Here is a 14,812-nt window from a genome sequence, read left to right on the forward strand (position 1 = left end):
ACACGAGGCACGCGCTGAGGCATCGAGGTGCGTGTGGGCGTCGGACCCCAGAGCCGCGGGTCCCGATCCCACCGCACCACGTGCCCCCGCGCACCACATGCCCCGCACCACGTGTGCCGCGCACGAGCAGCACCGGCATCATCAGCACCACCCGCACTACCAGCACCACCGCACCACCCGGACCACTTGCATCGCCGGCACCGGACCGCTCGTAGGGACACCAGGACCCGTCCGGGAGCCGCTGGTTCGCGCGGGGCGTGTGCGGCCGTACGTACGGCCGCACACGCCCCGCGCGACCGCATGTCCGCGCCGGTCCGTGCACGCGCGCTTCCGTCGCACGCCCGCGGCGCCAGTCGAGCGCCCGTCGAGCGCCCGGCGCGGCCGTCGTTCAGCTGTTCCGGCGGATATGCGGCGGAGATCCCTCCACGGCGGGAAAACACCGGCGCAAACGGCGCGTGCGCAGCGCATATCCGCTGTTTTCCAGCGGTACTCAGCACCTTGGTGGCAATCTGCTCAGCAGCAGATACGCAAAGTAGAGGCACGCAGCCGGAGGTGCACGTCCCGTGGCGTCCAATGTCAATCCCACCGTCAGGCGACGCCGGTTGGGCCAGGAGCTGCGTCGGCTCCGCGAGCTCAAGGGCATGACCGCCGAAGAGGTCGCCGAGCGACTGCTGGTCTCCCAGTCGAAGATCAGCCGGCTGGAGAACGGCCGCCGCTCCATCAGTCAGCGCGACGTCCGCGACCTCTGCGGGGTCTACGAGGTCGAGGACCAGAGAGTGGTCGACTCCCTGATGCAGATGGCCAAGGACTCCCGCCAGCAGGGCTGGTGGCACGCGTTCGGGGACGTACCGTACAGCGTCTACATCGGGCTGGAGACCGACGCGGAGTCGTTGCGCGTCTACGATCCCCAGGTCGTCCCCGGGCTGCTGCAGAGCCGCCCGTACGCCGAGGCCATCATCAGGGGCGCGCTGCCCGAGACGTCGGCGACGGAGATCGACAAGCGCGTGGAAGTGCGCATACGGCGCCAGGACCGGGTCACCACCGACACCAACCCCCTGCGGCTGTGGACGGTGTTGGACGAGGCGGCCCTGCGCCGGGTGGTGGGGTCCCGGTCGGTGATGCGTGAACAGCTGGAGCACCTCATCGAGTTGTCCCAGGTCCCGCATGTCACGGTGCAGGTTTTGCCGTTCGAGGTCGGGGCCCATCCGGGCATCAACGGCCAGTACGCCATCCTGGAGTTCGTCGACGCGGCGGATTCGAGCGTCGTGTACATCGAAGGCGTGACCAGCGACCTCTACCTGGAGAAGCCGCACGACGTGCAGAAGTACACCGTGATGTACGAGCACCTCCGGGCGCAGGCGCTGAACGTGGAGCAGTCGCGGCAGTTCATCGAGACCGTCGCGAAGGAATACGCGCGCTGATCTCGCGGCCCGTGAACTCCCTCGAACTGTCCGGAACTCCCGTGAACTGTCGTCAAGTCCCTGACAGTGGCCACTCCTGCACGAGGAAGCGCCGGAAGATACACCCTGCACACGGTTCAATGGAAGACTAAAATGGAATATGCCACCCGCACGAGTGAATAGTCGCTTCGTCTGCCGATGCTGACGAGTAGCGTCGATCACGCCAGGAGGTCACCAGTCTTGGCGCAAACCGAACCGCGGGTCCCGTAGGGAACCCGCGGCGCGGCGACAGCAACTCAGCGACGAACCAGCACCGGAGCAGAAATGGCAATTCAGCAAGGCGCCACGGACAGGTGGGTCAAGTCCTCCTACTCCCAGGGGAACGGCGCGTGCGTCGAGATCAAGTCCCCCGTCCTGTCCGCCATGGCGGTCCGGGACTCCAAGGTCACCGACGGTCCCACCCTGGCGTTCCCCGCCGACGCGTGGAACACCTTCGTCTCCTCGGTCAAGGCCTGAGCTACGGTTCCGGCCCTCGATCGAGCGCCTGAACGACAACTCCACAAGCACCACCGACAGAGCCCTCTCGACCGGCCCGCCGTCCTGGCCGAGGGGGCTCGGCCTTTGCCCGAACGCGGCTAGGAGCTCTTGCCTCTGCCCGGACGGGTTCGGCTAGCGCAGTCTGTCCACGTACCGGTCCGTCCCCGGCACCGTGGGGACGAACGGGGCCAGCAACTCCAGCCTCCCCAGCCCGCCTTCGGCGATCGCCTCCCCCAGTCCGCCGAAGGACGCCTCCCAGCAGTCCCGTGGATCCGCCTCCAGGAACCAGAGGAGGGTCAGGCGGGTGTCGACGCCCTCGACCTGCTTCACGTACGACATCCGGTCGAGCGGCAGCGGGGTGGGCCGGAAGACCGTGACCATCGCGGCCGGTGAACCGGCGAGCCGCTTCGGGAGGTGGCGGGATCGCAGCCACTCCAGCAACTCCGCCCGCTCCTCGGGCCCTTCGGCGTCGACGACCTGGAGCACGAGGCCCGCGTACGGGTGGTCGAGGGCGTGCATGTCACGTGGACCGGCGGCCCCGTCGCGGTAGACGGTCGCCTCGTGGTCCTGGAACGCCGTGAAGACGTGCGTACGGTCCTGGTAGACGCGTGCGTCGCGATTCAGCCGTTTGTTGATGGCGACGGTCCAGCGCATGTGGTCGTCGTAGCGGCCGTCGGTGATCCAGTACGTGGAGAGGTAGCAGCCGGCGGTGACCGGCTGGGCGATCGCCGACTTCTCGGGGGTGCGCAGGAGTTGGAGGTCGCGGGTGGCGACCCACCGGCGTCCGGCGAACATCCAGGGCATGGCCATCGCGCCCGCGTAGTAGTGGTCGTCCTCGTACCAGCGGTTGTACGCGTACTCGTGGCCCGGGTGCGGCTCGACCATCGTGATCAGGGCGTGGCCGGGGCGGACGCCGTAGGGGCCGACGGCGGCCAGTTCGGCGTAGGTGGCGCTGCGGGTGTCCTCGCTCATGTGCTGTCCCTTCCGTCCTCCTGCGGTCGCCCATACTCTGACGCTCCGTCAGATAATGTGCCAGAGCCGGGAGGTCTCCGATGTCACTGCTCGCGGGAAGGACCGTCGTCGTCTCGGGGGTCGGGCCCGGGCTGGGCCGGCGGGTCGCCGCGGCGGTCGTACGGGACGGCGGGAACGCCGTCCTGGGGGCGCGCACGGAGGCGAATCTCGCCAAGGCCGCGGCGGACGTCGACCCGGACGGCGCGCACACGGCGTACCGGGCGACCGACATCTCCGACGAGGCGCAGTGCGCGGCGCTCGCGGCGCTGGCGCGGGAGCGGTTCGGGGGTGTGCACGCGGTGGTGCACGTGGCGGCCCGGGACGGCTACTTCGGGGGCCTGGAGGACGCCGACTTCGCCGCCTGGCAGGCGGTCCTGGACGTGAACCTGCTGGGCACCCTGCGGATGACCCGGGCGTGCCTGCCCGAACTGAAGGCGGCGGGCGGCGGCTCGGTCGTCTTCATCGGCACGCAGTCGGCGGTGGCCGCGCCCTCGCAGGTGCGGCAGGCCGCGTACGCGGCGTCCAAGGGGGCGCTGACCAGCGCGATGTACTCGCTGGCCCGGGAGTTGGGCCCGCACCGGATCCGGGTCAACACCGTGCTGCCGGGGTGGATGTGGGGGCCGCCCGTCGAGGCGTACGTACGGTTCACGGCGCGCGGTGAGGGGGTGCCGGAGGCGGAGGTGCTGGGCCGGCTGACCGACCGGGTGGCGCTGCCGGAGCTGGCCACGGACGGGGACGTGGCGGACGCGGCGGTGTTCCTGGCGTCCGACCGCGCACGGGCGATCACCGGCCAGTCGCTGCTCGTCAACGCGGGTGAGCTGATGCGCTGAGCGGTACGCCGACCCCTCTGGGGCTGCCGCCTCCCCCGGCGACGGGAGTGATCCTTTTCAGCCATCGAAGGTTCATATACATAAACGCAAGTCATCGCCCGGAACTTCTTTACTCGCTATTGACCTTCCACTTCCTTGCCGTGGGCATGCCACCGAACCCAGAGTTCACATGCCTGACCCAAGTCTGAACCTGGCGGCGGACCCTGGAAGGGGGCCCATGAATAGTCTCGACTGGGCCGTGCTCATCGGCTACTTCGGTGTGATGGTCGCGATCGGCGTCTGGTCGCACAAGCGCGTGGACAACGTCAGCGACTTCTTCACCGCCGGCGGCAAGATGCCCTGGTGGCTCTCCGGCATCTCGCACCACATGTCGGGCTACAGCGCGGTGATGTTCACCGGCTACGCCGGCATCGCCTACACCTACGGCGTCACCTCCTTCGTGACCTGGTCGTTCCCGATCGCCCTCGGCATCGCCATCGGCTCCAAGCTGTTCGCGCCGCGCATCAACCGGCTGCGTTCACGGCTGCATGTCGCCTCCCCGCTCGAATATCTGAAGAGCCGTTACAACCTGGGCACCCAGCAGGCGTTGGCCTGGTCCGGCATGCTGCTGAAGATCGTGGACGTCGGCGCCAAGTGGGCCGCGATCGCGACCCTGCTGTCGGTCTTCACCGGCGTGTCCCTGAACCAGGGCATCCTGATCACCGGCACGATCACGGCCGTCTACTGCACGATCGGCGGCCTCTGGGCGGACGCGCTCACCGAGTTGGGCCAGTTCGTCATCCAACTGCTCGCCGGTATCGCCATGTTCATCGCCGTGGTGGCCAAACTGGGCGACTACGGCGGCTTCTTCGGCGTCTGGGACCACCCGAAGCTGGACGGCCACGCCGAGCCGCTGGTGGGCCCCTACGGCACGATCTTCCTGCTCGCCTTCCTGTTCATCAAGCTCTTCGAGTACAACGGCGGCATGCTCAACCAGGCCCAGCGCTACATGGCCACGGCGACCCCGTACGAGGCCGAGCGCTCCGCGCGGCTGTCGGCCGCCCTGTGGCTGGTCTGGCCGCTGGTGCTCTTCTTCCCCATGTGGATGTCGCCGCTGCTGGTGACGTCGGAGAAGGGCGACGGCTCCGACTCGTACGCCCTGATGACCGAACAGCTGCTGCCGCACGGGCTGTTGGGCCTCGTCATCGTCGGGTTCTTCTCCCACACCATGGCCATGTGCTCCTCCGACGCGAACGCCATCGCGGCCGTCTTCACGCGGGACTGCGCGCCGGTGATCTGGCGCCGGGCGCGCACTTGGAGCGAGGGGCAGGGGCTGCGGGTCGCCCGGATCACGACCGTCGTCTTCCTCGGCCTGTCCATGGCGGCGGCGACCCAGGTCAACTCGCCCGCCTTCAAGGACATCATCACCGTCGTCATCAAGTGGGTGGCGGGGCTGATGGGACCGATGGCCATCCCGATGATGCTCGGCCTGCTGCGGCCGTTCCGCCGCTCCGGTCCGACGGCGGCGCTCACCAGCTGGGCGTGCGGGCTGTTCGCCTTCTGGCTGGTGAACTACCCCATCCACTGGAACCTCGACGGCGGCGTGCCCCTGCAGTTCCAGGTGTCCATCCCGCTGGCCGTGTCGCTGGTGCTGTACATCGTCATCGGCTTCATCAAGCCCGAGGACACCCCCGAGCGGCTCGCGATCATCGAGACGATCAACTCCGACGGCGACGGCGACGGCAAGGGCGGCGCCGGGGCCATGGCACCCGTACCGGCCCAGGGCAAGGACGCGTCCAGCCCCAGCGGGGTCTGAGGGCACGCGACGGGGGCCGTGAGGTCGTGAGGCCTTGAGGTGCGCGTGACCGTGAGGGTCGTTCCGGGGCGGCCGGGGCGGCCCTCACGGGTGCGTCGGAGGGGTCAGCCGCAGTGGGCCGCGATGGTGCGGGCGCAGGTCAGGGACTCGGTGTGGGTGGTGTCGACCTCCAGGTCGTACTGGACGCCCCGGTGGACGAGGTCGGCCTGGGCGGCGGCCATGCCCCGGACGCGGTCGCCGCGGGCGATCTCGCGGGCGGCGGCCACGGTGCGGTCGCAGCGGACGCCGACCCAGAGGACGCCCAGCGGGTCGTCCTGGTCGTCGAGGAGCTTCTGCCAGCGCTGCTGGGAGGTGGCTCCGCCGAGGAAGACGTCGTCGACGATGACGCGGGCGCCGGCGCGGGCCATGGCCACGATGCCCCTCGCCCAGGCCTGTTCCAGGGCACGGAAGTCGGCTCCTGTCGCCACCGCGCCGTCGGCGGAGATCTCGATGCCGCCGTCCGAGGCCTGCATCCTCGCGGGCATGGCGTCGATGAGGGAGTCGACGCCGAAGGCGAGCCACTGGTCGGGGAGTTCGGCCTGCAGGCACCGGACGATGCCGGACTTGCCGGCGCTGGAACCGCCGTTGAGGATGATCATCTGGGTGGTCATCGGGTCACGGTAGGGCGCCTCGACCACGGCGCGAAACCTATTTCGACGGGGGCCGGGGCGTACTGGCCGGGCTGGCCGGGCTCGTCGGTGTGCGGAGCATGAACACGTCCACCGGGTCCTCGGTCTCCACGTGGAAGCCGTGGCGTTCGTAGAGGCGTCTGGCGGGGCTGCCCTGGAGGACGTTCAGGCGGACCGGTACGTCGGCCTCGTCGCAGCGGGTGAGGAGGGTGCGGAGGACGGCTGTGCCGATGCCGGTGCCCTGGAGGTGGGGGGCGAGGTAGAAGTGCTCCAGCCAGTGCGCGTCGGCGGCCGGGCGGAGGGCCACGCAGCCGGCGAAGGTGTCGGCGACCTCGATGATCCACGTGTGGGCCGGGTCGAAGGCGTCGCGGAAGCGGCGACGGACGCGGTCGGGGTCGTAGCGGCCGAGGCGTTCGAGGTCGGGGCGCATGACGACGGCGCGCAGCTCGGCGACGTGGTCGACGTCCGTCGCCGCCGCCGGACGTATGTTCCAGTCAGCCATGATCACCACGGTATCGCTGCGCTGGGCTTGGGCCGCGTTCCGGTGGGGGCTTCGGTTGTCTTGTCGGGTGACTGTGCGTCGTGGCTGGGCGCGCAGTTCCTCGCGCCCCTGCTGGAGTGGGCCGGGGGCTTCGATGGGTGAGCTTGGGCCGTGTGCCGGTCGGGGGCTTCTGTTGTCTGGCGGGGGACTGTGCGTCGTGGCTGGGCGCGCAGTTCCCCGCGCCCCTGCTGGAGTGGGCCGGGGGTTGTGGGGTCAGGCTCGGGGGTAGCGGGTCAGCCAGCCTGGGACTGCTCCGGCGGGGGCGTGGAGGGCTGGGCCCTGGGTCATTTCCAGGGCGAAGTCGTCGGCGAGGACCAGGATGGTGGGGCGGCCCTCCAGTTCGGCGAGCCAGGCCGGTGGCAGCGCGGTCTCGCCGTGGAGGGCGCCGAGGAGGCCGCCCGTCAGGGCACCGGCGGCGCCTGACGGGCCCCCGTGGTTGACGGCGAGGCACAGGCCCTGGCGTATGTCCTCGCCGACCAGGGCGCAGTACACGGCGACGGACAGGACCCCGGCGGCACAGCCGTCGCCGGCGAGCTGCTCGACGACGACGGGCGACGGCGGGCCCTGGCGTACGGCGGCGACGGCCTGTTGCAGGGCGTCGGCGACGGGCTGGTGACCGGGGCGGGCGGCCAGCAGCACCAGCGTCTTCTGGACGGCGGCGTCGAGGCTCTCCCCCCGCGCGAGGGCGTGCACGATGACGGCGTACGAGCCGGCGGACAGATACGCGGTCGGGTGGCCGTGGGTCTGGGCCGCGCACTCCACGGCCAGTTGGAAGACCAGTTGGGGCTCCCAGCCGACGAGCAGGCCGAACGGCGCCGAGCGGGCGGCGGCCTCGGCGCCGGACGCGCCCGGGTTCTTGGGGGCGTCGAGGGTGCCCATGGTCCCGTCGGCGAAGCCGAGGAGGCAGATCAGGGAGGGGTCGCGGCGCGCGTAGAGCCACTCCTCGCGCGCGAGCCAGCCGTCGTCCTTGCGGCGCTCGTCGGGGCCCCAGTCCCGCTGGGTCGCCGCCCAGCGCAGATACGCCCGGTGCAGATCGGTCGGCGGGTGCCAGACGCCCGTGTCCCGGCGTACCTGGGCGCGGATCAGGCCGTCGACGGTGAACAGGGTGAGCTGCGTGAGGTCGGTGATCGCGCCGCGTCTGCCGTACGCGGAGGCCAGGTCGGTCAGCCACTCCGGGCCGTACGCCTCGCCGATCTGCGCCAGGGTGAGCTGGTCGACCGGCGCGCCCAACGCGTCGCCCACGGCCGCGCCCAGCAGCGTTCCGCGCACCCGGCTGCGGAAGTCCTGCTGCTCGGCACGCCCCCAGACGGCACCGGCTGTCGCACCCACCCCGGCCTCCTCACGGCCCCTGCCCGACCCGTACGTCAGTACGTCAGTACATCCGTACGCCCGTACGGCTCGACAGTCCAGCACTGTAATGGAACGGGAACGGCCGTTCAGGGCTCCGGATGAGCCTCAAACGTCACGTGCGCCACAGCTGATGATCGACTTCAGTCGTCAAACGGACGGATGTGAACAGCCGCCGTAACCGGGTCCAATTCCCGGAGAACGGACGCATCCCGCCGGCGGGAGGCACCGCGCGTTACTCCGGCGACGCGTCGCCCGGGCTCAGCTCCCGGGCCCGTTCCGTGTCGGCCAACGCCCGTTCCGCGTCGCCGAGTTCGAGGTGGAGGGCGGCGCGGTGACGGAGGGCCCAGGGGTAGTCGGGGAAGAGGGCCAGGGCGGTGTCGAGGTCGGTGAGGGCCTCGCCGTGGCGGCCGAGCTTGGCGCGGGAGACGCCCCTGCCGGCGTACGCGGAGGCGTACACCGGGTTGAGCGCGATGGCGTGGTCGTAGTCGGCCAGGGCCTCCTCGTCGCGGTCGGCGGCGCGCAGGGCGTCCCCGCGTTCACAGCGCGGCAGGGGCGCGTCCGGGTCGAGGGCCACGGCGTGGTGCAGATCGGCCAGCTGCCGCTCGCGTTCGCCGCGGGAACGTCGTACGCGCGCCCGGCGCATCAGGGCCCAGACGTACGCCCCGTCCAGCTCCAGGGCGCGGTCCAGGTCCGCCAGTGCCTCGTCGAGGCGGCCCTGCGCGTGGCGGGCGGCTCCCCGCGAGGCCCACGTCGAACGGCGTACGGGGTCCAGTGCCACCGCCCGGTCGAGGTCGGCGACCGCCGCGTCGGGGTCGCCGAGGAGGCGGTGGTAGTCGCCCCGTAGGGCGAGCGTGGTCACGTCGTCGGGGGCGAGCGCGTGGGCGCGGTCGAGGTCGGCCACGGCCGCTGCGTAGTCCCCGGTGTGCGCCCGCGCGACCGCCCTGCCCTGCCACGCGTCGGCCGAGTCCGGGTCGAGGGCGAGGGCCTGGTCGTACTCGGTCACCGCCCGCTCGTACGCCCCGTCCCGGTGCAGCGCCCGCCCCCGCAGGGCCCGCGCGCGGGCGCTCCGGCGTGCGTCGAGACCGGCCCGGAGCAGCAGGACGCCCAGCGCGTCGTGCACACCGCCGCGCTCCAGCGCGTCCAGCAGGTCGCGCCCCCAGCGTTCCGTGTCCTCGTCGGCGGCGTCCTGGCCCGCCTGTGCGAGGGCCTCGGCCCACCGACGGGCCACCGCCTCACCCTCCCCGCACGCCTCCACGACCGCCCGCAGCACCCCGGCGAGCGCCCCGCGCTCCCCCGCGCACAGCCGGTGGTACGCCTCGGCGAGCCGCAGCTCGCGCCAGCGCTCGTCGCCCCACCGCGCCTCGTCCCGCGCCTCCTGGCCCGGCAGAGCGGCTTCCGCCGTCAGGCCTGCCTCGGTCTCCGCCCGCCACCCGGCGAAGGCGTCCGCCAGCCGCCGGTGCCGCTCGCTCCACACCCGGGGGGAGCGCAGCCGCTGCAACCGGACCATCGGTGCCCGTACGACGTCGTGGAACACCACCCGGTCCCCGCGCTCGGTCACGAAGGGCAGGGCACGGAGCCAGGTGAACAGCGCCTCGGAGCCGCCGTCGAGGTATCCGCCGTCGAGGTGTCCGTCCGCCCGCGCGCCGGGGGCGCGCCGGTCGCCCCCACCCGCGCCGGGAGCACGACCGCCGCCCGCATCCGCGCCGGGGCCGCCATTGCCGTTCGCCGCCGCGCCGGGGCCGCCGCCACCAGCCGGACCGCAACCGCCGTCGGGACCTCCCCCGTCCGCGCCCGCACCCCCGTCCGTGCCGATGCCCACCCCCGAGACCGCCAGCCGGAAGACGTCCGCGTCCAGCCAGCGGGGCAGCGCGCAGGTCAGTGCGGCGGCCCGGCGGACCGGGTCCGCTTCCCACTTCAGGAAGCGTTCCACGGCCATGGCGCTGGCGTCGCCCGTGTCGGCGAGGTCGTCGAGGTCGGCGGGTCGGCCCTCGGCGAGGGTGGAGACGAGCACGGGCAATCCGCCGGTCAGCCGCAGTACTTCGTCGACGACGGGCTCGGAGAGCACACCCTTCGCGGCGAGGAGGCCGCGCGACTCGGCCTCCGTGAAGGGCTTCAGGGGCAGGTCGAGGACGAAGTCGGTGAGGTTGCCCCAGCGGGCGGTGTCGAGGGCGTCCCGGCCCGCCGTGACGAGGACGACGTTGCCGGGGAGGGGGCCGTAGCGGTCGCCGGAGACGAGGTCGTGGAGCCACGGGTCGAGGAAGGCGCCGGTCCGTTCGTAGGTGTCGAAGAGCAGGACCAGCCAGGGCACTTCGGAGGCGACCGCGCCCAGGCCGTCCAACAGTGCGGGAGTGAGGACGAGTTCGGGGGCGAGCAGCAGCTCCGCGTCCTCGTGGCCGCGCCCCCGCGCACCGAGTCCGGCCCGCAACCGGGCGGCCTGCCGGACGAGTTGGGCCGGGTCGACGGCTCCGGCGAACGGCCCGACCACGGGGACGAGGCCCAGCGCGACGAGCGTCGCCCGAGCGGCGGCCAGGCTCACGGCGGACGGCTCTCCGACTCCGCCCGGCCCCGACTGCCCGCCCCCGGGCCCGACCCCTGCCCCGGGCTCCCCCAGCGCCCCGGGCCCTCCCGGCTCCCCCTGCCCGCTCCGCCCGCGCGGCTCGCCCTCCGGCTCGGGCAGCGCCACGGCGGCGGCCAGCTCGGCCTCGTACCGTCGCTCCCGGTGCGCGGCCAGCAGCCGTTCCAGCTCCTTCAGCCGGTGCCCCTGCCGGGCGAAGTGGTCCGCGACGACGGCCATGGCCTCCGGCACGCTGCCGGCGCCGTCGTCGACGTACGCGGTGAGGGCGCCGCGCTCCCGCGCGATCTGCTCCAACTCACGTACCAGGAAGGTCTTTCCGATACCGGCGTTGCCGTGCGCGTGGAAGAGGAAGCGGCGCCGCTCGTCCTCGACGGGCAGGTCGAAGTTGGCGCGAAACGCCGCCCGTTCGCTGCCACGGCCGACGAAGCCCTGGCGGGTGCGCCGCCGGATCAGCTCCTGCATCGTGGGAATCGGCGGCTGTGCGCGGCCCATGCGAACTCCTCCGGCCATCCTCGGTGCTCCACGGTTTTCCGCCATCGGCGACCCTCATTGTGATCCAACGCGCCGAAAAACACCTGGGGATGATCCATGCTCACGCACATAGTTGGACCATGGCTGAAACCCAGACCCCCCGCGGCTCACTTCTCCCCCTCGCCTCCACGTTGCTCGTCGGCACGGTCGCCCTCTACATGGCACTCGTCGCGTTCAGCAACATCACGGACTTCGGCACGAACCAGCAGTTCGTCCGCCATGTCTTCGCCATGGACACCACGTTCAAGGACGAGGACCTGATGTGGCGGGCCATCGAGTCGAAGGGCGTCCAGGACGCGGCCTACGTCCTCATCATCATCTGGGAGACCGTCGCGGCGCTGCTGCTCATCGCCGCCACCTGGTTCTGGGCCCGGTCCCTCGGCCACCGCACCTTCCACACGGCCCGCCGCTACAGCACCGCCGGCCTCCTCATGGTCCTCCTCCTCTTCGGCGCCGGCTTCATGGCCATCGGCGGCGAGTGGTTCGTCATGTGGCAGTCCAGCGACTGGAACGGCCTCGACGCCGCCCTCCGCGTGTTCCTGCTGAGCGGGGTGGTGCTGCTGGTGACGTACCTGCCGGCGAACGAGACCAGGGCGAGCTGACGCACTGCCGGCGGGTCGGTCGCCCGACCCGCCGACGACACCCGGGAAACGGCACTCAGCACAGGCAGGGCTCGGTGCGCAGCCCAGCCCGTCGATCTGGCTGTCGTTCAGGGCATCGGCGAACGCGTGCACGTCGTCGACGTCCCCGTGCGCTTGATCCGGTCGGTGGCGTCGTCGTAGACGACCGCGATCCGGTGCCCCTGCCCTTCACCGCCGTCGGCCATCGCCAACTGCGCCACGACGGTCTCGGGGGCACCCGGCTCGTCCGCGTTCGGCATGATCGCCCGTTCTCGTGCAGGTGTGTGTCAGTCCAGCACCGGCAGCAGTTCGGGGAGATGCCCGTCGGAGGCCTGCGCCGCCTGTTGGCGTTCCTGGGGGACCTCGCCGTACAGGGTCGTGCGGGGCTTCGCGGGGCGGCCTGCCGCGTCGGCGACGGCGATCAGGTCCTTGACCGACTTGTAGGAGCCGTAGGAGGAGCCCGCCATGCGGGAGATGGTCTCCTCCATCAGGGTGCCGCCCAGGTCGTTGGCGCCCGAGCGGAGCATCTCGGCCGCGCCCTCCGTGCCCAGCTTCACCCAACTGGTCTGGATGTTGGGGATGTGGGGGTGCAGGAGGAGGCGCGCCATCGCCGTCACCGCCCGGTTGTCGCGCATCGTCGGGCCGGGGCGGGAGATGCCCGCCAGGTACACGGGCGCGTTGGTGTGGATGAAGGGGAGGGTCACGAACTCCGTGAAACCGCCGGTCTGTTGCTGGATCCGCGCCAGCGTGCGGAGGTGGCCCAGCCAGTGGCGGGGCTGGTCGACGTGGCCGTACATCATCGTCGAGGAGGAGCGGATGCCCACCTCGTGGGCGGTGGTCACCACCTCGATCCAGGTCGCCGTCGGCAGCTTGCCCTTGGTCAGGACCCAGCGGACCTCGTCGTCCAGGATCTCCGCCGCCGTGCCGGGGATGGAGTCGAGGCCCGCCTCCTTCGCGGCCGTCAGCCACTCGCGGATCGACATCCCGGTGCGGGTCGCGCCGTTCACCACCTCCATCGGGGAGAAGGCGTGCACGTGCATGCCGGGGACGCGGGACTTCACGGCCTTCGCGATGTCGAAGTAGGCCGTGCCCGGCAGGTCGGGGTGGATGCCGCCCTGCATGCAGACCTCGACGGCGCCGAGCTCCCACGCCTGTTGGGCGCGGTCGGCGACCTGGTCGAGGGAGAGCGTGTACGCGTCGGCGTCCGTGCGGCGCTGCGCGAAGGCGCAGAAGCGGCAGCCGGTGTAGCAGACGTTGGTGAAGTTGATGTTCCGGGTGACGATGTACGTGACGTCGTCGCCGACCGCCGCCCTGCGGACGTCGTCGGCGATCCGGGTGAGGGCGTCCAGGGCCGGCCCGTCCGCGTGCAGCAGGGCGAGGGCCTCGGCGTCCGTCAGCTTCGTGGGGTCGTCGGCCGCCGTCGCCAGCGCCGCCCGTACATCCGTGTCGATGCGCTCGGGGGTCATGCCGGGCGCCGCCGCCTCGCGCAGGGCGCCCCAGTCGCCGTAGACGGAGTCGAAGTCCTCGCGGCGGTCGCCGGTACGGCCCTCGGTGTCGATGGCGGTGTGCAGATCCGTCCGGCCGGTGGCGACGAAGACCTCCTCCGGCTCCTGCCACGGGTGGCCCTCGACGACCGCGTCCGGCAGGGCGAGGCCGGTCTCGGGGTCGGCCAGCGCCCGTACGTGCGGCAGGAGGCGCGGGTCCAGCCACGGCTCGCCGCGCGAGACGAACTCCGGGTAGACGCAGAGGCGTTCCCGCAGCTCGAAGCCGGCGGCCCGGGACCGCTCGGTGAGTTCCTCGATCTGGGGCCAGGGGCGCTCGGGGTTCACATGGTCGATGGTGAGGGGGGAGACCCCGCCCCAGTCGTCGATCCCGGCGCCGATCAGCCGCTCGTACTCGCTGTCGACCAGGTTCGGCGGGGCCTGGATGCAGCCGGAAGGGCCCATGATGAGCCGGGCGACGGCCACCGTCGCGACCAGCTCGTCCAGCTCCGCGTCCGGCATGCCGCGCATCGCGGTGTCCGGCTTGGCGCGGAAGTTCTGGATGATCAGTTCCTGGATGCCGTGGTAGGCCCGGGAGACCTTGCGGAGGGCGAAGAGGGACTCCGCGCGCTCCTCGTACGTCTCACCGATGCCGATGAGGACGCCGGAGGTGAAGGGGACCGAGGAGCGGCCCGCGTCCTCCAGCACCCGCAGCCGGACCGCCGGTTCCTTGTCCGGGGAGCCGTAGTGGGGGCCGCCCGGCTCGGACCACAGCCGGGTCGCGGTCGTCTCCAGCATCATGCCCATGGAGGGCGCCACCGGCTTGAGCCGCTGGAAGTCCGTCCACGACATCACGCCGGGGTTGAGGTGCGGGAGCAGTCCCGTCTCCTCCAGGATGCGGATGGAGATGGCGCGGACGTAGGCGATCGTGTCGTCGTAGCCGTGCGCGTCGAGCCACTCGCGCGCCTCCGGCCAGCGGTCCTCCGGCTTGTCGCCGAGCGTGATCAGGGCTTCCTTGCAGCCGAGCGCGGCCCCCTTGCGGGCCACGTCCAGGACCTCGTCCGGCGACATGAACATCCCGTGGCCGGCCCGGCGCAGCTTGCCCGGGACCGTGACGAACGTGCAGTAGTGGCACTTGTCCCGGCAGAGCCGGGTGAGCGGGATGAAGACGCTCTTGGAGTACGTGATGACACCGGGGCGCCCGGCCTCCGCCAGCCCCGCGTCCCGCACCCGTGCCGCCGACGTGGCCAGGTCCTCCAGATCCGCGCCGCGTGCCTGGAGCAGCACCGCCGCCTCGCTCACGTCGAGCGCCACGCCGTCACGGGCGCGTTTGAGCGCGCGCCGCATCGAGTTCTCGGTGGGGCCGGTGGAGCCGTCGGGGCCGGTGGGTCCGTTTCCAGAGGTCGCGGAAGTCGTCATTCGTCGAGCATACGAGCGACAGGATCGCCCCAGACAGGCACGGCGGGCCGGATG

At 71.7% G+C, this 14,812-nt stretch carries 12 protein-coding genes; 5 read left to right on the forward strand and 7 right to left on the reverse strand.

Annotated elements, in window-relative coordinates; all coding sequences use genetic code 11:
* The first annotated feature begins 563 nt into the window (after nt 1-563).
* Nucleotides 564-1,421: a helix-turn-helix domain-containing protein gene (locus L3078_RS19610; RefSeq protein WP_239755198.1), complete on the forward strand. Its 858-nt coding sequence runs from the start codon at nt 564-566 to the stop codon at nt 1,419-1,421.
* 303 nt (nt 1,422-1,724) lie between these two features.
* A complete protein-coding gene (locus tag L3078_RS19615) occupies nt 1,725-1,916 on the forward strand; it encodes a DUF397 domain-containing protein (protein WP_045556149.1) in 192 nt (63 codons plus the stop codon).
* A 153-nt stretch (nt 1,917-2,069) separates the two neighbouring features.
* Here L3078_RS19615 and L3078_RS19620 read toward each other — a convergent pair whose 3' ends face one another.
* A complete protein-coding gene (locus L3078_RS19620; protein ID WP_239755200.1) occupies nt 2,070-2,909 on the reverse strand; it encodes a hypothetical protein in 840 nt (279 codons plus the stop codon).
* 80 nt (nt 2,910-2,989) lie between these two features.
* Between L3078_RS19620 and L3078_RS19625 the strand changes: the two genes are divergently transcribed.
* Nucleotides 2,990-3,778: an SDR family oxidoreductase gene (locus L3078_RS19625; protein ID WP_239755201.1), complete on the forward strand. Its 789-nt coding sequence runs from the start codon at nt 2,990-2,992 to the stop codon at nt 3,776-3,778.
* A 217-nt stretch (nt 3,779-3,995) separates the two neighbouring features.
* Nucleotides 3,996-5,573 (forward strand): sodium:solute symporter family protein, encoded by a 1,578-nt coding sequence (locus L3078_RS19630; RefSeq protein WP_239755202.1) that lies wholly within the window; start codon nt 3,996-3,998, stop codon nt 5,571-5,573.
* A gap of 104 nt (nt 5,574-5,677) precedes the next feature.
* Here L3078_RS19630 and cpt read toward each other — a convergent pair whose 3' ends face one another.
* From cpt to L3078_RS19650, 4 genes are all read right to left on the reverse strand, one after another.
* Entirely contained in the window at nt 5,678-6,223 is a 546-nt protein-coding gene (gene cpt, locus L3078_RS19635; protein ID WP_239755203.1) for a chloramphenicol phosphotransferase CPT, read from the reverse strand.
* Nucleotides 6,224-6,260: 37 nt separating this feature from the next.
* Nucleotides 6,261-6,743, reverse strand: a complete 483-nt coding sequence (locus tag L3078_RS19640; protein ID WP_239755204.1) for a GNAT family N-acetyltransferase — start codon at nt 6,741-6,743, stop codon at nt 6,261-6,263.
* A 252-nt stretch (nt 6,744-6,995) separates the two neighbouring features.
* Entirely contained in the window at nt 6,996-8,111 is a 1,116-nt protein-coding gene (locus tag L3078_RS19645) for an ADP-ribosylglycohydrolase family protein (RefSeq protein ID WP_239755205.1), read from the reverse strand.
* A 253-nt stretch (nt 8,112-8,364) separates the two neighbouring features.
* A complete protein-coding gene (locus L3078_RS19650; RefSeq protein ID WP_239755206.1) occupies nt 8,365-11,199 on the reverse strand; it encodes a tetratricopeptide repeat protein in 2,835 nt (944 codons plus the stop codon).
* 119 nt (nt 11,200-11,318) lie between these two features.
* Between L3078_RS19650 and L3078_RS19655 the strand changes: the two genes are divergently transcribed.
* Nucleotides 11,319-11,840 carry a DUF2165 domain-containing protein gene (locus tag L3078_RS19655; RefSeq protein ID WP_239755207.1) on the forward strand — a complete coding sequence of 174 codons (522 nt, stop codon included), beginning with the start codon at nt 11,319-11,321 and terminating at the stop codon, nt 11,838-11,840.
* Nucleotides 11,841-11,947: 107 nt separating this feature from the next.
* On the opposite strand, the gene L3078_RS19660 is transcribed toward L3078_RS19655, so the two are convergent.
* Complete coding sequence (locus L3078_RS19660) at nt 11,948-12,118, reverse strand: hypothetical protein (RefSeq protein WP_239755208.1); 171 nt, start codon at nt 12,116-12,118, stop codon at nt 11,948-11,950.
* A 27-nt stretch (nt 12,119-12,145) separates the two neighbouring features.
* Nucleotides 12,146-14,758 (reverse strand): bifunctional FO biosynthesis protein CofGH, encoded by a 2,613-nt coding sequence (locus L3078_RS19665; protein WP_239755209.1) that lies wholly within the window; start codon nt 14,756-14,758, stop codon nt 12,146-12,148.
* Between the last annotated feature and the right edge of the window lie 54 nt (nt 14,759-14,812).

This window comes from Streptomyces deccanensis, assembly GCF_022385335.1.
Classification (GTDB): domain Bacteria; phylum Actinomycetota; class Actinomycetes; order Streptomycetales; family Streptomycetaceae; genus Streptomyces; species Streptomyces deccanensis.